Source organism: Providencia sp. PROV003 (assembly GCF_045040775.1).
GTDB classification, from domain to species: Bacteria; Pseudomonadota; Gammaproteobacteria; order Enterobacterales; family Enterobacteriaceae; genus Providencia; species Providencia huashanensis.
The window spans coordinates 544,600-564,766 of the sequence record NZ_CP096369.1 but is presented as its reverse complement, the minus strand read 5'-3'; the positions used below and the strand labels follow the sequence as shown (position 1 = coordinate 564,766).

Sequence of the window (20,167 nt, the reverse complement as noted above, 5' to 3'; positions counted from 1 at the left end):
AGAAGGGACACAAAATGAGAGCATTATACGATTCTAAAAGTAAAACAATTGATGACCGTGGTATAAAAGATCTGCTATCTAATGAAGCGAAATATAAAACTTGGTTAATGTTTGAATCAATGTTAGCTCAAGCGCAAGCAGAGTTGGGTTTTATTCCCCAGTCTGCGGCAGATGAAATAAAAGAAAAAGCGGTTATAGAGAATATTGATTTTGAAGAAATGAACCGTATTTACCAAAAAATTGGCCATGGCTTTGTACCTTTTTTGAAGGTACTCGTGAACGCCTGCTCAGAAGAAAGTGGTAAATACATTCACTACGGTATTACTACGCAGAATATTCAGCAAAGTTCACAGCTGTATATGATGAAAACAGTACACAACAAATTTATGTTGTTGCTGAGCGAAATTATTGAGAACTTATCGAATTTAGCCGAAAGAACCAAACATATGGTCATGCCAGGAAGAACTCATGGGCGTCATGCTATTCCGATTACCTATGGCTATAAGGTTTCAGTTTGGATCAGTGATTTCATTGATTGTTATCAGCGCATGCAAGAATGTGAAAAACGCGTATTCACCATTATGATGGGAGGGGCGGTTGGTGCATTTAACTCGATGCCAGAAGTTGGTATGGCAGTGCAAAAAAGAGTCGCTGAATTAACTGGAATGGAAGCGATGGAAGTGCCATCAAGAAACCTCAGTACCCATAAATTAGAATATATGGCGAATTTGGCACTGATGGCTAACATTTGTCATAAAATCGGCGAAGAAGTTTATAGCACAACCTTAGAAGAAATAGCGGAAGTTTCTGAAGGGTTTACTAAGGGTACCGTTGGCAGTAGTACGATGCCCCATAAAATTAACCCAAAATTAGCCAAGGGAATTATTGCTAATTCGCAGAAACTTTATTCCTTACCAAGTGTAGGAATGTATTCTGCAGTAAGACCATATGAAGGGGACAGTAGTTCCTATATGTTATTCGATGGGCTAATAGAAGAAGCTTTAGAATTGACGACAGAAATTCTCTTAAGGACGGAAGAGCTGTCTAGAACCATCGTTCCTCATGAGGACAGAATGCTACATAACGTACTTAGAAATAAAGGATTAGATAATACTGAGTACGTCATGATGAAGATGGCAGAAAAATTAGGTAAAGATAAAGCTCACGCACTGTTATACGAAGAAGCGATTAAGACGGCAGCTGATGGTGAAGATTTTTATACCAACCTGACTAAAAATAGTGTGATCACCGCAGCGTTCAGTGATGACGAAATCAAAGCCATGTTGGACCCAAGATCCTATATTGGTTTATCGGTGGAAATCGCGGAAAAAGAAGCAAGGCGTGGATTGGCTATTTCGCAACAAATCAAGCAACACTATAAATAAAATCATTAGTCATTTCTAAATAAAGAGTTACCTATTTTATTAGGTAACTCTTTTTAATTATATAACAGTGCTGTTATATAATTTTATAGTTTGTGTTAATTGATATGTTTGAATATAAGAAACTTATTCATTATATATAGATATACTTTTTAAATTGGTGGTAATTATTATCTCATCAAGATGGATATTATCTATGTTAAAACAATATCGATTTACTGCGAAAAAAATTGATTTCTTATTACCGAGTATTAACCACGCCTCAGAAAAACAAAGTACTATTTATATTTATGCTACGGGCTATTTTGATAATGACGAGGAAATAAAAAAAATCAAATTAGATCTCACTGATTTGGCCGTAAACTCAGCACCATTTACGGCTTTGCTCGCCTTTGTTTTTGGTTCAAAAGGGGTTGATGCCAAAACGGGCTTTGTTCCTCCAACTGAACTCGTTTTCACTTGTACAGAAAATAAATGGAATAAAAATACCTATGATATCGTTTCGTTAGCGATTGAATCTGAGGGGCTTTGGCCGTCGTAAAACCATCGCTACTCACTGCTGAGTAGCGATATGCTATGACGATAATTTTAATTTCCAGCTAATGCTCTAGGGAATAATAAATTATTTTCTAAATTAATATGGTTCATTAAATCATCGATTAGTTCATTAATACCATTATATAAAACGCGCCAAGTCGTACAGGCTTCTGGTGGTGGCGTTACATTATGAGTAATGCTTTTTATCGCTTCTAATAAATCGCCAGCGTCATCATGTTCTTGCTCCATAACACTAATGGGGCCAGCTGCATTTTGCCCTAATCCATTTTTGATCATTGGAAATAAAATACGTTCTTCTTTCATCATATGACTTGCAAGCTCTTCAAGTAGAGCTTCTAAGTATTTGGATAACCCATTGGGTACCGTGGGTTTGTTGGCATGAACTCGTTCTACTTTTTGCGCTTGTAATATGAGCTCGGGTAACTGTTCTCTATGCCTGTTATGATAACGAACAACAATGAAATCAATAATTTCACTAAGTGGTGCTTCTCGCCAATCTTTTTCTAATGTCTCTGTAGATAATTCAGCTAATTGGTTTTCTAACAGCTCAATATCTAAATTTAACTTTTCCGCGGAACGGCTTAGTGTTTGCTTTCCACCACAACAAAAATCCATATTATATTGGCGAAAAAATGATGAGGCTCTTGGAATAGATAACGCCAATTGTCCGAGTGTTTTATCTCTTAATTGCATGTTGGGGTCCTTTAAAAATAATACAGCCTTGAGGTTGTTATTGTGAGTCGGTTTTAAGCTGACAGCGCCCATTGACGAGCAATATCTCGTCCATATGCACGGCAGTCATCTAACGTTTTTGTATCTGGTTTCCATTTGGCTTTTAAAGACAAGGCGGTATTAAAGCCAGCATCCATTAAACGAGTTTGCACGCGGTCAACAGCGCCGCCATTCCACCCAAAACTACCAAAAGCCGCGGCCTTTTTATTTAAGAAACGTAAACCCGTAAGTTCCTCTAGCATTCCTGCAATTTTAGGCATCATGACATTATTCATCGTTGAGGTACCGACTAGTGTACCTTTAGACCTAAATACATGAGTAATAATGTCATTTTTATCACTGCGAGCGACATTGAATATTTTAACTGCAACGTTCGGATCTGCTTCATTGATGCCTTGGGCAATTGCATCTGCCATTAAACGCGTATTATTAGACATCGTATCGTAGAAAATAGTAATGCGATCTTCTTGGTAGTCCGCAGCCCATTTTAAATATAATTCAATAATTTGTGTTGGGTTATCGCGCCATACAACACCATGAGAGGTTGCAATCATATCGACGGGTAGGTTAAAGCCTAAAATTTCGTTCACTTTTGGTGTGACAAGACGGCTAAATGGCGTCAGGATATTGGCGTAATAACGCTGACATTGTTCAAAAAGTTCATTTTGGTCAACTTCATCATTAAACAAGCGTTCATCACAATAATGCTGTCCGAAAGCATCGTTACTAAAAAGTACTGCATCTTCAGTAAGATAAGTCATCATGCTATCTGGCCAATGCAGCATTGGCGTTTCAATAAAAATTAATTGCTTATTATTGCCAATATCGAGGGTGTCACCGGTTTTAACAATTTGGAAATTCCACTCTGGGTGATGATGGTGACCATTGATTGAGTCTATGGCATTGGCGGTACAGTAGATAGGAGTGCGAGGGATATAGCTCATCAGTTCAGTCAATGCACCCGCATGGTCTTCCTCTGCATGGTTAATCACAATATAATCAATCGTGTTTAAATCTATTTGTGCACGGAGATTACGAACAAATTCACGGCTAAATTTATGGTCGACGGTATCAATGAGTACATTTTTTCCTTCACAAATCAAATAGCTATTATAGCTGCTTCCCTTCAGTGTTTTGTATTCAGTTCCATGAAAGTCTCGTACTTCCCAATCACGTTGCCCAACCCATTGAATATTATTTTTTACATGAATAGCCATCTTAATTTTCCCTATATTTTCGGTATATAGAGATACATAATCAATATTCATGCCAATAATATAATTTATTGATTTTATGCGTTTTTTGTATTTTGAGAATTAAATATAGGTCATAATGACTATACTTAGAGTTGTCATTATGACTATAATCTTAGTCAAATTGACTATAAGGATGCATGATGGGGTTTTCCGTAGAGGCCTTGGCAAAAATCGCAATAGAGTTACAAAGTGGCATCGAGCATTCAGACCGCTTTCAGCGCCTGATCACCACGTTAAGGCAATCACTAAAATGTGACGCCTGTGCTTTGTTGCGTTATGAATCGGGTCAATTTATTCCGTTGGCTATTGATGGGTTAATGCCTGATGTTTTAGGGCGGCGGTTTTTATTAGACGCTCACCCACGCCTTGAAGCCATTGCAAGGGCCGGAGATGTCGTACGTTTTCCTGCCGACAGCCAACTTCCAGACCCCTACGATGGACTAATACCGCATCATCAACACCTTAAAGTTCATGCTTGTGTCGGCTTACCTTTGTATGCAGGGCAAAATTTAATTGGTGCGTTGACGTTAGATGGTATGGAGCCAGACCAATTCGATGCATTTAGTGATGAAGCGTTAAGATTGGTTAGCGCACTAACCGCAGGAGCATTAAATAATGCATTGCTGATTGAACAGCTTGAAAAGCAAAATATACTCTCCAGCCAGCCCGCTTTATTTAAACCGACAGGTCAGACTGAAATTATTGGTTTATCAATCCGTATGCAACAGTTGAAGAAAGAAATTGAGATTGTTGCGACCTCTGAATTAAATGTTTTGGTGGGGGGAGAAACCGGAACAGGCAAAGAACTCGTTGTAAAATCCATCCATGAAAAATCCTTTCGTGCTGACCATCCATTAATTTATTTAAATTGTGCGGCATTACCAGAAAGTGTTGCAGAAAGTGAATTATTTGGGCATGTAAAGGGGGCTTTTACGGGGGCAATTACCCACCGCAGGGGCAAATTTGAAATGGCCGATAATGGCACTTTATTCTTAGATGAAATTGGTGAATTGTCACCATCATTGCAAGCTAAATTACTGCGAGTTTTACAATATGGTGATATACAAAGAGTGGGGGATGACAGTAGTTTACGGGTAAATGTGCGTGTATTAGCTGCAACGAACAGAGATTTACGTGAAGAAGTTTTGGCAGGAAGGTTCCGTGCAGATTTATTTCATCGTTTAAGTGTATTCCCATTATTTGTGCCGCCTCTAAAAGAGCGCGGCGAAGATATTATGTTATTAGCAGGCTATTTTTGTGAACAGTATCGGCTGCGATTTGGGTTGTCTAGTGTGGTATTGAGTGCGCCATTGCAGCAGTATTTACTTAACTATTCATGGCCGGGCAATGTCCGTGAACTAGAGCATGCGATACATCGTGCGATAGTTTTGACTCGTGCATCAAGTGAGACTGGCGATATTATTTTACAGCCACAACATTTCACATTTGATTACCATGACAATGAATTAACAACTACGGCTCCATTAGCAATTCCAACGATAAAAAATTTACGCGATGCGACAGATGATTTTCAGCGCAAACTGATCACACAGGTATTAGAGCAAAACCATCAAAACTGGTCTGCTTGTGCAAGGGAGCTCTCTTTAGATATTGCCAACTTACACCGATTAGCAAAACGACTAGGCCTTAAATAAGCTCTAGAATACTGAGAGTTTGTTAGCCTTTGGTGCTTATTTTCTCTAACCCATTGATAATAAGATTTAGCCCATCAATAAATCGCTGGTCGTAGTTGTTAGAAAATAGCATGTCTTTTGCTTCCCATGTGTAGGGGAATTTGTCTTGCGACAACTGATTAAACTCAGACTCTTTATTAATTAAATCGCTATCAGCAGAAAAAATAGCGGCTTGCTGTTCAATACAGCAACCTAAAATAAAATAGAAAACAGTCATGGTGCTGCTAGCGGCTTGATTGGCAGAAACCCCTGATTGCACAAATGTTTTAATCAACGCGTTATTAATGCGTAATACGTTATCGGAAATAACATAGGTTCCAGCAAAAACACGGGCGCCGTCTCGATGTTGTAATAATGCATCTCTTAGTTGAGATGTGAGCGTAATCAGATTCGCTTTCCAATCTTGTTTATATTGAAAATTAATCGCCACTGTCGCGACAATGTGATCAGCCATTCCTTCAAGCAAGGCTTGTTTATTACTGAAATGCCAATATAACGAAGCTGCCTTAATACCTATGGCATCGGCAAGTTTTCGCATGGTTAACCCTTCAATCCCCTCAGTTTCAAGCAGTGTTAAGGCTGTTTCAAGTACCTGTAAACGTGTGATTTTTGGCGTTCTCATAAATAATTCTCATTTTGTTCTTTATTATCTAACAATGTTAGTTTAACATATTTTATAAACCTAACAATGTTAGATTATCAATATTATTCATCCAGTCGGCAATGCTTAACATACTGTTAGGCCGCATTGAGGTTAATAAAATGACGACAAATGAATCTAAAACATTATCAAAAAGAATCATTTCCTTAACACCGTGGCTTAGTGTGCTATGCATTGGTTTTTTGATCTTTTTTGCAACCTTGAATTGGGACCAATGGCAGGGAACTAAACGTTACCAAGAATCAAATAATGCTTATATTAAAGCAGATTCAGCTATCTTAAAGTCGCGTATGACAGGGTATGTTTCTCGTATTTTAGTTGATGATTATCAATTGGTTAAGCGTGGTGACGTTATCGCAGAAATTAATAATCAAGAAGAGCATTTCAAGCAGCAAATAGCGCAAGCTAATTACCAAAAGGCTCAACGAAATCTCAGCAATCTAGCGGATGAAATTAAAGAGCAAGACCTGACTGTTCAAATGTTATTTAGCCGTTACCAAGCTGCGAGTATTGAAGTTCAGCAAATGAAGCGGAGCCCATTGCTACGTAAAGCATTAATTAAAAGTGGCGCAATTACCCAACAAAATTATTTGGATGCCAATTCAGATCTACAACGCTTAATGAAATTAGAACAAGCAGCGAAAGCGGAATGGGAACAAGCCAAACAATCGTTACATATATTAAGCCAGCAAGAATCAATACGGGTCGCAGAACGGGATATTACCTTTGCGAATTTAAAACAAGCGGAGACTCAAACTTCTTATGCCACTATTACCGCTCCATTTGATGGGCAATTAAATAAAGTTAAATTGAATATTGGTAGCCTTGTTACACCCGGCACAGAGATTGTTACTGTCACACCTAATAAGCAGCCTTATATCATTGCAAACTTAAAAGAGACACAACTGAAAAATGTCTATGCGGGGCAAGCGGTATCTATCATGGTTGATGCTTTTCCAGATTCCACTTTTAAAGGTGTTGTGCGCGATATTGGAGCGCAAAGCAGTGGGGAATCCGCATTAATTCCCGCGGATAACAGTAGTGGGAATTTTACTAAGGTTGTTCAACGTATACCGGTTTATATTAGTTTTTTATCTGAACAAAATCATTTAGATAGGTTGCGTCCAGGTATGTCAGTAGTTGTGGATATTGATACACAAAGTATGGCTAGAAAAGGTAAATAAGATGTTCTTAAGCTTATTTCACGGTGCAAAGGAAACAAAACCTTTATTAGCTGTAGTTTCTGTTTTTCTTGGCGCTATTTTATCGACATTATTTACTCGTATGTTTTCCCTTTCATTAGGTGATTTACGGGGTGTTTTTGCGCTTGGTGTTCAGGAGGGAAGTTGGTTAAACATTGCTTTAAATGCAGCTCAATTAACCAGTATGACATTAACCCCTTGGTTTATGGTTATTTTAGGCGCTGAAAGGATATTGATGGCAACAAGTGCTATTTTACTGGGTGTTTTTGTTGTTTTTCCTATTATTGGAGGAAATTATGGGTTTACAGAATTACTAGTTATTCATTTTATTATTGGTTTGAGCTTAGGTGTTTATTTGCCAATGACAATTTCTTTAGCACTAAGAAATTTACAACCTAATGTCTGGTTGATTGTCATGGCCGCTTACAGCTTAAGGGTTTCTTTAGGAATGGATGCGGGGGTTGGTGTTTCTGGGTCATTTATTGAGGTTATTGGCTGGCAGTGGCTGTATTGGGGATGCGCATTGTTTGCTGCAATGATATGCATATTCGCATGGAAAGGATTACCGCTAAGTGAAATAAATTATGGGCTTTTTGAGAAAACAGATTGGGGAGGAATGCTCCTTAAAATTCTAAGTTTGGTTTTATTATATATAGGTGTTGTACAAGGTGAGATGTTGGGTTGGGGGGATTCCGGTTTTATTATTTCTTGTCTTATCGGGAGTGCTTCACTGTTTACTATTTTTATCGTGCGAGCATTATATTTTGAGCAGACCTTTGCTCATCCCAATTGGTTAGCTAATCGAAATTTGTGTATTTGTTTTATTATTTCTTGTTTGTACGGTTTCTTAATGTTGACTAATTCCCTATTTATTCCTTCATTTTTATCGTCTGTGGGGGGGTTAAAACCATTCCAAATTGGTGAAGTCACGAATATTGCGTTTATCGCTTATTTAATTTTTAGCCCAATTGCCGTTTGGTTTGCTAAGCGGGTTGATGGCCGATTACTAATGACGCTTGGTGTTGTATTAATGGGTTATAGTTGCCTGCTCGGTATGCAAATTGATTACCAATGGCGTATACATGAATTTATTCCGTTAATGATCATACAATCCGTTGGTGAATGTTTAGTATTAATCGGGTTAATCTCGTTATTTGTCGTGAATATGCAACCGCAATTTGCGCTGCATTTAGGTGCTTATGTTTCAATTGCAAGAGTACTAATGCCCGGGCTTGCTGGGGCATTAATGAATACGTATTTACGTATTTCTTTTGATGAGCATTTTGGTCATAAAACTGCGTTTATTCAAACAGGTGAACAAATGCTAAGTACTGAAAATAATACTATGTCTATAGTATCGTTAATTAATCGAGAATCATATGTTGGCTCGTTTATTGATGGATTTAGTCTTATTTTCGTCATTGCTATCATCGTACTTGTACTGATTTGTTTTTTAAAACCTAGCCCAGAGAATCATATTGTCCCTTTTAGTCGCTAATCTCTAACCTCCTTCAGGGGGAGAGAGAAAACAATGCATTGAGTTTTTCTTGATTAAGTATTCTTTCAATTGTTCAAGTTCTTTAATCGGCTTATTTTGGTTTTGTAACCGATTAATAAGTTGGTTTAGCTTATTAGGTTCTAAGCGATTTTGCTGTATTCGTTTTTCAAGGACAAGTAATGCACGTTTCTTGGATGGAGAATGGGCAAATTTTTTGTTAAGGATAAATAAATTTAGCCAAATACCATGGTTGATTTCAAAAAAATGTATTGTAGAGGTAAAAGGTTGTTTATTTTTCCTTGCTAGTAATAACCCGCTAAGTAAGCGATGCATTATCTGGGTTGTTGAGGGTTTGTTGCCTTTTAATAGCAAATTTATCCCTTGTTTAAATTGCTGTTCTGAGAGATGAATTAATTGCTGGTAACGTTTTTTAGGGTTGGTTGGGAAAATCCAAGCAAAAGCCGCCATCGCGACGAGCGGGCCGGATACCACTGCGATGGCATTACCCACATTTTGCGCAAATGTGAGGGGAAATGGGTAGCTAGGTTGTAGTAAAATCAGCGAAACCATGATGTAGTCAAATGCGATCAGAATTAATTTATTGTGTGAATAAATCACAACGCCACTGATGATTACTGGGATGATTAACAATGTCATCTGCCATGATGATGAGGCGAAAGGCCATAAACACCAAGTGCAAATTAATGCGACAATCGCGCCAAAAAATTGCCCGGTAAAGATGTATTTCATAAACTTTGCTGGGTAATCGATAGAAGCAAAAAGTGCTAACATTACGGAAAGACCGAGTGTGAGATAGGCTAAAGCTTGCCATTGTGTCCATAGCCACAAAACCCCCACGGCACCTATGGTAACAAAGGAACGCGTAAAAGCATGCCAAGCAGAAATCTTATTTTGATGAAGTTTTAGCGGGTCATTTTGATTCGTGCGTTTGATTGATTTACCTAACATTGCGTAGTAAAGGGGGATTAGCAGTGTTTTGAGCGCACCATTCGGGCACAAAGATAAAATATGTTTCCATTGGGTATCCGTGGGCTCCTGTGATGGGAAATAGAAAGATGGCATGGATTGAAATTGTTCTAAGTGTAGCAATATCTGGCTTTGGGAAATAAGTTTTTGCCGTGCTTTGGCGACCTGTTTACGGTGATAACGCCAGCCAATACGGTTAGCTTCTAAAATATCTTCATAGCTCACCATTGCCTGCCACAGTTGTTCAATATCCTGTTGTTTGATAGGCTTTTTTTTCTCGATCACTTGGTGCATAACTTGATAAAACTGCGTATCAATTTGGTTTTTAAGGGTAATCACAGGTTCTTGTTCACGTTTTGGGGTAAACAAAAAATTGAATACCACCGCTGAAAGCACTCCGACAAGGATTGTCCACAATCTATCCCAAGCTACCATAAACAAGTCATCGGTGCTGTGAACACTGAGCATACTGACCATCACCGCAGAGTAACCTGCCAAAAAGGTGCCATAGGCCACGAAGCCTTTTTGTAGTTGGCCTATGCCACTACATGCGCCTAACCACATAGCTAATCCTACGATAAACAATAAGGGGTTGATGAGATGTAGTTGAATTAATACCACCCCAGCTAATACGCCTATCACGGTTCCCGCGAAACGCCACCAACTTTTTTCCAGTAGGTTTTCACGCCAAGGTTGTGCTGAGGCCCAGACGGTCATAGCGGCCCATTGTGGGTGAACAAGTTGTAAATATTGTGCAATAAAAAGGGCGGCAATCGATGCGCAAGCGGTAATGATAGCAAAACGAAAGCGCATAGGGTTAAACCCTAAGCGAAGCAGTAAATTTGTATTATGTGGCATAGATTATCGATAAATTTGGCGTGTTAAATGGGTTAGTAGTTGATAAAATCAACCAATTGCGGTGTGATTATCGACTAATTAGTTGATAAAATCAACTAAAGAGGGTTTTATGCGTACAGAACAGGCTCGGGTATTTGGGGTGATCAGTCGAGCGGCTCACCATTATATGAAATGGATGGGGGAGCCTTATGGGCTCAATGCGATTGAATGTTTGATGATTTTACATGTTCATCAATATGATGCCTCTACACTAGAACAAATTTCGAAAGCGATGGTGGTGGATAAATCGGTAACAACGCGAGGGATCGGTAAGTTTTTAGACAAAGGCTGGATAGTGAAAACCAATAGCCAAACTGATAAACGGGCTTACCATATATCTTTGACGCCACTTGGTCACACTATCGTGGGTGAATTGAATGATAAGTTAGATAAGTGGAATGACTACTTAGCCGCTGATCTATCTGAACTGGAAGCGCAGCAATTATTTGCTTCCTTGGAGAGCCTAGCTAAGCGTGCGGTTGAAAGTTCAGCAGATGATTTTCCTTTGATATGCGAAGGGAAAACGCAGTGAGACTCAATAAAAAGCCAGTTGAGTTTAGCAACTGGCTTAGTGGTTAAATCAAGTTGTTATTTAAATACTAGGTTTATGAGGATATCGGTTTTGTCCTTCCCAATAAAATTCTATTTCGTTAACAGTTGCTGATTTATCACCAAATTTCAAATGAGTTTTTAGATTCCCCGTTCCATACTCACTGCGTAAACAATTACTTAGTACAGAGTACTTTCTCTCGATACTATTGAATTTATATCGTTCTGACGTGGTAAATTCAAAATAGTTATGAAAATCAACATTATCTGCATTATTTTTGACGTGTTCAACGGTATGGTTAATACGCAGTGGCGTCAGTAATTTTTTACTGCCTATATCCAGTTTAGTGATTGGCTGGATCATAAAATGTCGCGCTGATCTAAAGATATCCGCATCCGCTTTACATTTATTATCGCTATCATCTTTATTATCTCCAGTAATAATATAACGTGGCTGGTAATCAGTCCGTAGGGCGCCAATTTGGCTCGGATTAATATACTCGACTTGCATATCATGCTGTTTATTGGCGACAATATTTAGGCTTGCTTTGCCTTCCGCTCGGATTTCAATTGTCAGATCCTTTTTATAAAAATCGACGTCGGGCTGATAAGTAATAGTGTTCGGTTTGCTCCAATCTTGTAGTTCTTTGCTTTCTATTTCACGATTCCCCGACCTCAAAATAACTTTAACATTAGATGGTTTATCGTATTCCGTATATTTAATAGGCGGGATAACCACTGTCATTGAATCGTCAGTATAAACGGGCAACCACTGAGTTCCTCCTCGTTCCTCTTTGCCATTATTGCGATAAACAACGTTAATCGGTGGCAGGTCAGGCTTAGCATAGACTTTGGAAGTGTATGAGCCTTCTGAATCCTCATAGTAATCGTTATTTTTAATGGCGAGGGTGAGCTGAGCTTTCCCTTTGCCTAAGCGGTTGATCGTACCATCCGAGCTAATATTGACGATGCTGCTATCACTTGAACGCCATTTTACCTGTGCCTTAGCGGGAAGCGAAGTGCGAGCTTGCTGTAAGTTAAAGTAAGCTTTTTCATCGGTGGCTTCTTGCTCTGAGTGAGCAAAATCAATGTTCAAGCGTGCTTTGGCGAGCTCATAAGTTATTTCTTGGCTATCGGCTAAGAATTGCTCCGTTTCTTTGGTATTGACGATTAGCTTGGCCTTCCCCGGTTTTATTTGGGAAATTTCACCTGTTTGGAAGTCAACGTGGGCAGTATTGGCATTTTTGCTGATAAACTCCATTGGAAGCGTTTGTGCATCGTTATTGTTGAATGCAGCCTCAATCTTGGGTTTTGACCCATCATCCCAAATGGCCGTGAGGGTTTTACTGCTGATTAACTTAAGTTCAGGTTTTGCTTTTGCAACTTCTAGCTCATAGCTGACTTCTGCGGACTTATAGATGCCATTACCATCAATTCGTGCCCAAATCTTAGTATGACCGGCTTTTTTCAGTTTAACTTCACCTTGGTCGTTAACCGTCGCAATACTGGTATTATCACTGGACCACCTTGGCGTAAAGCCGTTAGGTAGGCCTTTAATGGCTTGCCCTGTGTTAGTTCTAGATGAGTAAGTTAGGCTTTTGACATTGTCATCAAAACTTAATACGGGAGTGATTGCATCAATTTTTATCTCAATAGGTTGGGCGATGGCTTGATTACCCACTTTTACTGTTAATTTCACTGGGCCTTTTCCGGCTGCGTTGAGTGCCGCGGTTGCCTTGGCGGTATATTGGCCATTTTGCTGCTCGGTGACTTTACCAATAATGAAATCTCTTGCAGCGGCATTGCTTTTAATGTCGAGAACCTGTTTCAGAACTGGGTTACCAAAGCTATCTTGCAGTTTTACTGTCAATAACACCTCTTCTCGGCCATCGGGACCAATATCGGTTTTATTGGTGGTGAAGCTTGAAAGCTGTGAGTCGATATTATTGGCGACCACCTGAACGGCATCCGCTGTTTTCTCAACTTTGTCAGATAACACCGCATTCATTATCAGTTCTCCCGCATGTTGGCTAGTGAGTTTTATCTCTGCTATCCCTTGCGCATTGGTCGTTGATGAATGAGGGAACGGCTCTGATTTACCTCGTAAATGCCAGGAAACATTCACATCAGGCAGTAGGTTGTTATATTGATCCATAACAGTAGCTTTATAGGTAACACCTGCGCTATCACCTGCTTTAATGGTTTTGTTATCTGACTCTAAACGAGCAATATGCCAACTAGTTTTATCGCCTGTCGTTCGGAGCGTTTTGGTTTGGGTAACGGCAGCACCATTGAGTTTTATAGATAACTCACCAGTACCGGCTTTATTGCTGGTAACGGTTGCTTGGTAATTGCCGGGTAATAAGACAGACTCAGTGGCTTGGCCAATGGTTATGTCACGATTGGTGCTTTTGATTTCAATAGTTGTGCCTTGATTGGTTAACACGTTACCAAATTGGTCTTTAAGGATAATATTTAAACGTGATGAGCGACCTGCAACAATCGTTGATGGAGTGAGCTCTAAAGTCGTTTTGCTGACATCAATCTTTCCTTGCTCAAAGTAAACCGGAGGAGCGGTTTTGTTATTTTGTGAGGTCAAATTGATGGTAACTTCCGCGTTACCAACCGTATTACGCTTGACTGTCACATGGCTCTGCCCATTGGCATCTGTCGTGGTTTGCGAGGTGGATAATTTCGTCCCATCATTCGCTGTCCAAAAGACCGGAACCCCTGCGCCGAGTAAATTCGCGTTAGCGTCTTCAAAAGTGGCCGTATACGTCACGTTGTTACCGACTATTTCACGCTGTTTTACAGGAACAATATCACCACGCACTTTGGCGGTTTGGCTATTTGGGGTAACGGTGAATGCGATATCGTTGTCGAGTTTTATACCATCAACATAGATGCTAATATCTGTTTTGCCGGCTTTAACTCCGCTAAGCTCTGCACGGTAGGTGCCTACCGCAGTTTGGCTTTCAGTAAACAGTGGTGTTTTGTCTAAACCAAGGTCGGTCGAATAACTTAGGGCAATTTTGTTACTGAGTCCCCATAAGCGATTACCGGTATCATCTTTTAAGTTAACAATAATTTCTGTTTTGCCTACTGCTGCGCTGATAGATGGGGCTGTCAGAGTGGCAGTTGATGTACTGGTAGAAACACTCCCTGCTAAGAAGGTAATTTCATTTGCAGTTTCTTTCGTTGAGGTGCCTAAAATCGCACTAACTTTACCTCTTCCTGCGACTGAACTGGTTAAGGTCACTTGTGCAATGCCGTGATAATCAGTCTGGCTAATTAGTTGGTTTAACTCACCAATTTCTGTTTTCCAACCCACAGGGACATTTGCCGCAGGGTTGCCAGAAGCATCTGTAATACTAGCTTGCACGATAATTTGTTCAACGCCATTCGCGAAAACAGAGACTTGGCTTGTGACATCAATGCTATTAATGGTTGAAGTGGTATTATCCGAAACTAGCCCAATGTTAGTTTTCTTGGTGACTGTGTCTGACATCGCGGTGAGTTCGAACATACCTGCACGGGTACCACTGATTTTTGCTTGATAGACCCCTTTATTCGTCGGCAGTTCTCGGATATCCGAAATGGTAATGGCACTATTATTGCTATCCCATTGTACTGTTTTACCCGTTACAGGGTTATCCCATTGGTCTTTTAGCGCTAAGGTCGCTGTCGCTTGTGCCTGCCCATTGGCGACAATGGTTTGAGGCGTTATCGCCAAAATACTATTTTGAGTTTTCGCAGCGGCGGCAATAAATTGAATGGTGGCCTCTTCGGTCGCGTTATTCAGTAATTGGGCGGTTACCTTGGTGTCACCCGCGGTATAACCAGACAGTTCAACTTGGGCCTGACCTTGATTATTGGTCTGCGTCGTGTTGGTACTCAATTGGTTATGGTTACTTAACCACGTCACGGGGGTATTCGCTAACGGGTTGTTTTGTGCATCTTTAACCGTTGCTGTTAAGCGTATTTTCTTTGCATTTGCGCCAATTTGAACCGTTTTTTGTGGTGCGGCGATGGAAATAGACGCAGTGGTATTATCTGCAATCGCTTTGAGCATTGTGGATTTCGCCCGCGTTTGATTCGCAATTTCAGCAGACAAAATGATGTCACCTGCTTTGGCGGTATTCACTTCGACTTTCACATAACCTTTTGAATCTGTTTTGAACAGAGGTGTGAGTGCCGTGAGATTGTCATCTCGGCCTCTATTACTGGTCAGCGTGACGGCAATATTTTCCAACGGATTTAGATGGTTATCCGTAATCAGGATATCAACAACGGCGGAATCTGTTTGGTTAGCAATCAGTGTCGCTTTGTTGATATTTAAGGCTGTGATTTGCGCTTGAGTGACGTCTGCGACAAAAGTAATGGAAGTTGCAGGCAGATGATGGCTATTCGTGGTTGCAGTCACTACCGTCGGTTTCGCTTTTGTACTGGTGATCATAACGGTAGCGATACCTTTATCATCTGTTTTGCTCGTTCCCTGAGTGAACACGACTTCAGCAATATCAGATGACCAGTCAACATCGGCATTTATTACTGGGTTTTGATTTGCATCGACCACTTTGGCGGTATAAGTCACCGTCGTCTTCCCATCCGCTAAGTATTGATTTTTGGCTTTTGCTGTCACGCTAGCCACCTTCGCAGTTTGGTGGTTGGCAACAAAACTGATGGTTTTGTCAAAACGGTTGCCTCCAACGGTAACGGTGACCGTGGCATTGCCTGTTTTCGTACTGGTTAGTTGTGTTTTCGCAACGCCGTTGACATCCGTTGTCACTTTAGGCGTCACTAAATCACCGTGGTTGGTGGCAAATGTAACCTCAATATGAGGAACTTTGTTTCCTTGTGCATCGGTGACAGTCACTTCAATGGTATTTGGTGTGGAACCATCGGCAATGGATGAGGAATGACTAATAACGAGGTCGGTTGGTTTAATGGTTGCCGTACTATTATCTGGCACAAATTGTACCGTGATATCCTGTGGCGTTGCATTATTGGTGGTCGCAGAAATAGTAACATTTTCTGCGATAGTGCTGGTTACCTGAGTGGTTGCATAGCCATCTTTGTTGGTTAATGTCGTCAGCTCTGAGAATGAGACCTCGTTGAGGTTTTTATTTGAGCTCCATTTAACTTCGGCATTGGCAATTGGGTTGCCATTAGCATCGGTGACTTGTGTTTTAATTTCAAATGGTTGCTTTCCATTAGCCACTTGTGGTTGAGTCGTATTGAGGGTTGGAGGAGTCACCTGTGGCGTGGTTTTATCGCTGATAAACTCAATGGTTTGCGTGGTGTCTTTGCCATCGACGGTGATAGTGACGGTAGCCGTTCCCGCAGTGGTACTGGCGATCTCCGTTTTGGCGACTCCATGATTGTCTGTTTTAACAACGGCTTGCGTTAACTGGCCTTTATCGGTAGTAAACTGCACTTCGACGTTAGGCACAGGGTTGCCGTGGGCATCGGTGACGGTAATTGCAATGGGGTTAGGGGTATTGCCATTGGCCACGGTTTGCGGGTTTGCTACATGAATATTATTCGGCGTTACGGTGCTGGTGGTTTTGTCACTGATGAACTCAATGGTTTGCGTGGTGTCTTTGCCATCGACGGTGATAGTCACATTGGCATTCCCAGCTTCAGTGCTACTAATTTCAGTTTTTGCGACTCCATTATTGTCTGTTTTAACAATGGCTTGCGTTAACTGGCCTTTATCGGTACTAAATTGCACTTCGACGTTAGGCACAGGGTTGCCGTGGGCATCGGTGACGGTAATTGCAATCGGGTTAGGCGTATTGCCATTGGCCACGGTTTGCGGGTTTGTCACATGAATATTATTCGGTGTTACGGTGCTGGTGGTTTTGTCACTGATGAACTCAATGGTTTGCGTGGTGTCTTTGCCATCGACGGTGATAGTCACATTGGCATTCCCAGCTTCAGTACTACTAATTTCAGTTTTTGCGACCCCATGATTGTCTGTTTTAACAACGGTCTGGGTTAACTGGCCTTTATCGGTACTAAATTGCACTTCGACGTTAGGCACAGGGTTGCCGTGGGCATCGGTGACGGTAATTGCAATCGGGTTAGGCGTATTGCCATTGGCCACGGTTTGCGGGTTTGTCACATGAATATTATTCGGTGTTACGGTGCTGGTGGTTTTGTCACTGATGAACTCAATGGTTTGCGTGGTGTCTTTGCCATCGACGGTGATAGTCACATTGGCATTCCCAGCTTCAGTACTACTAATTTCAGTTTTTGCGACCCCATGATTGTCTGTTTTAACAACGGTTTGCGTTAACTGGCCTTTATCGGTATTAAATTGCACTTCGATGTTAGGCACAGGGTTACCGTGGGCATCGGTGACGGTAATTGCAATGGGGTTAGGGGTATTGCCATTGGCCACGGTCGTGGTTTGGGCAATTTGAATACTGTTTGGTGCAACGGAACTGGTTGTTTTATCTGGAATAAAGTTCAACGTGACATCTTGTGAAGCCGCGCCATTCGCGCTTGCGGTGACGTGTACATCTCCCGCGACGGTACTTTCAACAATGGCAGTGGCAAACCCATTTTGATCGGTCAAAGTGGTATTGTTTTTAAATGTGACCTCATGGGGGTCTTTATCTGACTGCCATGTTACTTCGGTATTGGCGAGTGGATTATTGTTGGCATCTACCAGCTGAATTGTTATTTCAACAGGTTGTTTACCATTGGCGACTTGGGGTTGAGTCGTGTTAAGCGTCGGTGGCGTGAGTTGTAGGGTGGATTGATCGGCAACAATGGCGATTTGTATTGGCGACAACCGTATATCACGTATGATTGGTGTTAGGCTAAATGACTCAGATTGATGGCTAGCACTTAAAGTTGCGGTGTATTTTCCTGATGCTACGCGAGTAAATGCGCTCACTTCTGCTGTTTTGTTTTTACTCTTTCTTTTGCTAGGGGATGCTTTAAGTGCCCTCGCTTCGGCTATTGGAGCAGAACGTTTTACTCGTTTAATGAGTGGATTTTTCTCCAGACGTATTTCATTGGAGGAAACATCAATTGGGTTACCCTGCTTATCTTTGACGAATAGTGTCAGTGTTTGCTTGGCTTTGCCATTAGCCACTAATGTTATATTGGCTGGCGTAAATAGGGTTGAAGATAAATCAACTTTTGGCTGACTAACAATAAGTTGTAATGTGGCATTTGGTGATACATTATTTTTTTTATCAACGGCGACAGCATTAACAACATATTGATTGCTAGCTTTAACTCCAAATTTATAGTCGGGCATTATGATGCTGTATTTGCCATTTTTTTCATCAATAATTTGACCGCCGGCTGCAACGACTTGAGGAGCTGACCATTTGACGTGGTCGAAGCCATACTTGCTATTCACATTGAAAGGTAAAGGTTTTTTCTCTCCCGCAAAACCAGTGATAACATCAGTGAATGACAGGTGGATCACATCACTTTTTTGATATTGCAGAATGATATTATTATTTCGGTTAACAAAATCGTAGCGACTGCCAACTAATGAACGAAGCTTACTAACAGCTTCTGAGTCAATATGTTGTTTCCACGTTTTCCCTAAATAATAGTTAATGTTGAGGCCAATGCGTGAATCTTGCTGATTGGAATTTCCTTGCCGATGTTCTGCCGATAACGTTAATAACGGGAACGGAGTATAGTTGACACCGGCTGTCATCGCCTGAGGATTGCGTTGCAAATTATTGTTATTAAACAATGCAACGTGGTCACCATAATATTGTTCATAGGTGAGTTTACCACCTAAATGAGGGTAGCTTGGTAGCCAGCCTTCCGCGCGGATGTCCCAACCATGGGCTGGGCGTTCAGTATGATCCGCTAAATCTTTAGCGTTTTTCCAGTGAGTTAACGGGTGATAGCTATTTGCCGAAACTTTTAAATAGTCACGACGATACTCGGCCCCTAAACCTAGGCGAGTATGGCCACGAGAGATGTCATAATCAAAAAAGGTATTTCCGCCAATCATTTGCTGATCGCCAAACCAGCGAACGCCAATACCCAGGTTTGTCTGTAGTCGCCCATCCGAACGGTGTAGGCTCCCCTGTGTGAAAATTAACTTTTCTTTCGTTTCATAAATGGGATGCAATAAATCGACTTGAGAGTGACTGAGTGAAAAATCCTTGTCTGCCTCGAGCCGAACTTGAGCGTTGCCAGTTCGATTTAGCCATTGTTGAATAGAATCACTTGCTGTTGACATCGCCATATTGCGAGCTAGCTTTTCGGCTGAATCTACACTGGGTTTATTTGAGAGAAATTTACCCGCTTGAGTGGTGAATTGAGCGAACTTCATTTCTTCGGGGGTTGGCGTTGCTGCCGGTTGGGGCTGTTTTATATCATCCCACTGGATTGTTGGGAGGGGAGCCATGGGGATATCTAATTCATCACCCGGCTTTAATTGTTCAAATGAATGGGCGAAGGTACGGAATTGATTCAATTTCCTTAGTGAATTCACGGACATATTATAGTGTTTAGCGATGGTCGCCGTGCTTTCTCCCTCTTTTAAAACATAGGGTTGGGTTTGACGGTAGTTTAGAGAGGCGGTGTTTGGCAACCATTTAACGTTATTGTTATTTGAACTACTCGCCATGATCGGGGTGAAGGTACAGGCCAAAGGAAAACTAATTTGGCTAATAATATTTAGCCAAGTTATTATTTTGTAATGTTTAGGAATAGGGTCCCATGCTCCGGTTTTCATCAAATAGCTCCGAATAGAATAAATTA

General features: G+C 40.9%; 10 protein-coding genes and 1 pseudogene. 6 read left to right on the top strand and 5 right to left on the bottom strand.

The genetic code is table 11. The features are described from left to right. Positions 1 to 14: 14 nt before the first annotated feature. Together M1F14_RS02380 and M1F14_RS02375 are read left to right on the top strand one after the other, a co-directional pair. Entirely contained in the window at positions 15 to 1,385 is a 1,371-nt protein-coding gene (locus M1F14_RS02380; protein ID WP_042843315.1) for an adenylosuccinate lyase family protein, read from the top strand. A 193-nt stretch (positions 1,386 to 1,578) separates the two neighbouring features. Further along, positions 1,579 to 1,923 (top strand): hypothetical protein, encoded by a 345-nt coding sequence (locus tag M1F14_RS02375; protein WP_042843316.1) that lies wholly within the window; start codon positions 1,579 to 1,581, stop codon positions 1,921 to 1,923. Between the two features lie 47 nt (positions 1,924 to 1,970). Here M1F14_RS02375 and ytfE read toward each other — a convergent pair whose 3' ends face one another. After that, the gene (gene ytfE / locus M1F14_RS02370) at positions 1,971 to 2,633 is read right to left on the bottom strand and encodes an iron-sulfur cluster repair protein YtfE (RefSeq protein ID WP_042843317.1); all 663 of its coding nucleotides are present in this window, start codon (positions 2,631 to 2,633) and stop codon (positions 1,971 to 1,973) included. Positions 2,634 to 2,692: 59 nt separating this feature from the next. Continuing rightward, positions 2,693 to 3,889, bottom strand: a pseudogene (norV, locus tag M1F14_RS02365) (anaerobic nitric oxide reductase flavorubredoxin); the annotation flags it as partial. 179 nt (positions 3,890 to 4,068) lie between these two features. Between norV and norR the strand changes: the two are divergent. Beyond that, positions 4,069 to 5,583 carry a nitric oxide reductase transcriptional regulator NorR gene (gene norR, locus M1F14_RS02360; protein WP_181468937.1) on the top strand — a complete coding sequence of 505 codons (1,515 nt, stop codon included), beginning with the start codon at positions 4,069 to 4,071 and terminating at the stop codon, positions 5,581 to 5,583. Between the two features lie 22 nt (positions 5,584 to 5,605). Here norR and M1F14_RS02355 read toward each other — a convergent pair whose 3' ends face one another. Then, positions 5,606 to 6,244, bottom strand: a complete 639-nt coding sequence (locus M1F14_RS02355) for a TetR/AcrR family transcriptional regulator C-terminal domain-containing protein (RefSeq protein ID WP_181468938.1) — start codon at positions 6,242 to 6,244, stop codon at positions 5,606 to 5,608. A gap of 140 nt (positions 6,245 to 6,384) precedes the next feature. On the opposite strand from M1F14_RS02355, the gene M1F14_RS02350 reads away from it, so the two are divergent. Together M1F14_RS02350 and M1F14_RS02345 are read left to right on the top strand one after the other, a co-directional pair. Further along, positions 6,385 to 7,467, top strand: coding sequence for an HlyD family secretion protein (locus M1F14_RS02350; protein WP_181468939.1), 1,083 nt, complete (start codon positions 6,385 to 6,387; stop codon positions 7,465 to 7,467). 1 nt (position 7,468) lies between these two features. Further along, positions 7,469 to 8,983 carry an MFS transporter gene (locus M1F14_RS02345; RefSeq protein ID WP_042843325.1) on the top strand — a complete coding sequence of 505 codons (1,515 nt, stop codon included), beginning with the start codon at positions 7,469 to 7,471 and terminating at the stop codon, positions 8,981 to 8,983. Positions 8,984 to 8,986: 3 nt separating this feature from the next. Here M1F14_RS02345 and M1F14_RS02340 read toward each other — a convergent pair whose 3' ends face one another. After that, positions 8,987 to 10,828 (bottom strand): FUSC family protein, encoded by a 1,842-nt coding sequence (locus M1F14_RS02340; RefSeq protein ID WP_181468941.1) that lies wholly within the window; start codon positions 10,826 to 10,828, stop codon positions 8,987 to 8,989. A 109-nt stretch (positions 10,829 to 10,937) separates the two neighbouring features. Between M1F14_RS02340 and M1F14_RS02335 the strand changes: the two genes are divergently transcribed. Next, on the top strand, positions 10,938 to 11,399 hold the full coding sequence (locus M1F14_RS02335; RefSeq protein WP_042843327.1) for a MarR family winged helix-turn-helix transcriptional regulator: 462 nt from the start codon (positions 10,938 to 10,940) through the stop codon (positions 11,397 to 11,399). Between the two features lie 60 nt (positions 11,400 to 11,459). Here M1F14_RS02335 and M1F14_RS02330 read toward each other — a convergent pair whose 3' ends face one another. Then, positions 11,460 to 20,141: an Ig-like domain-containing protein gene (locus M1F14_RS02330; RefSeq protein ID WP_181468943.1), complete on the bottom strand. Its 8,682-nt coding sequence runs from the start codon at positions 20,139 to 20,141 to the stop codon at positions 11,460 to 11,462. Between the last annotated feature and the right edge of the window lie 26 nt (positions 20,142 to 20,167).

Coding starts and splice junctions, on each gene's coding strand:
- M1F14_RS02375 (WP_042843316.1), top strand. CDS start 1,579: ATGTTAAAACAATATCGATTTACTGCGAAAAAAATTGATTTCTTATTA.
- M1F14_RS02330 (WP_181468943.1), bottom strand. CDS start 20,141: ATGAAAACCGGAGCATGGGACCCTATTCCTAAACATTACAAAATAATA.
- M1F14_RS02350 (WP_181468939.1), top strand. CDS start 6,385: ATGACGACAAATGAATCTAAAACATTATCAAAAAGAATCATTTCCTTA.
- M1F14_RS02345 (WP_042843325.1), top strand. CDS start 7,469: ATGTTCTTAAGCTTATTTCACGGTGCAAAGGAAACAAAACCTTTATTA.
- M1F14_RS02335 (WP_042843327.1), top strand. CDS start 10,938: ATGCGTACAGAACAGGCTCGGGTATTTGGGGTGATCAGTCGAGCGGCT.
- M1F14_RS02340 (WP_181468941.1), bottom strand. CDS start 10,828: ATGCCACATAATACAAATTTACTGCTTCGCTTAGGGTTTAACCCTATG.
- M1F14_RS02380 (WP_042843315.1), top strand. CDS start 15: ATGAGAGCATTATACGATTCTAAAAGTAAAACAATTGATGACCGTGGT.
- norR (WP_181468937.1), top strand. CDS start 4,069: ATGGGGTTTTCCGTAGAGGCCTTGGCAAAAATCGCAATAGAGTTACAA.
- ytfE (WP_042843317.1), bottom strand. CDS start 2,633: ATGCAATTAAGAGATAAAACACTCGGACAATTGGCGTTATCTATTCCA.
- M1F14_RS02355 (WP_181468938.1), bottom strand. CDS start 6,244: ATGAGAACGCCAAAAATCACACGTTTACAGGTACTTGAAACAGCCTTA.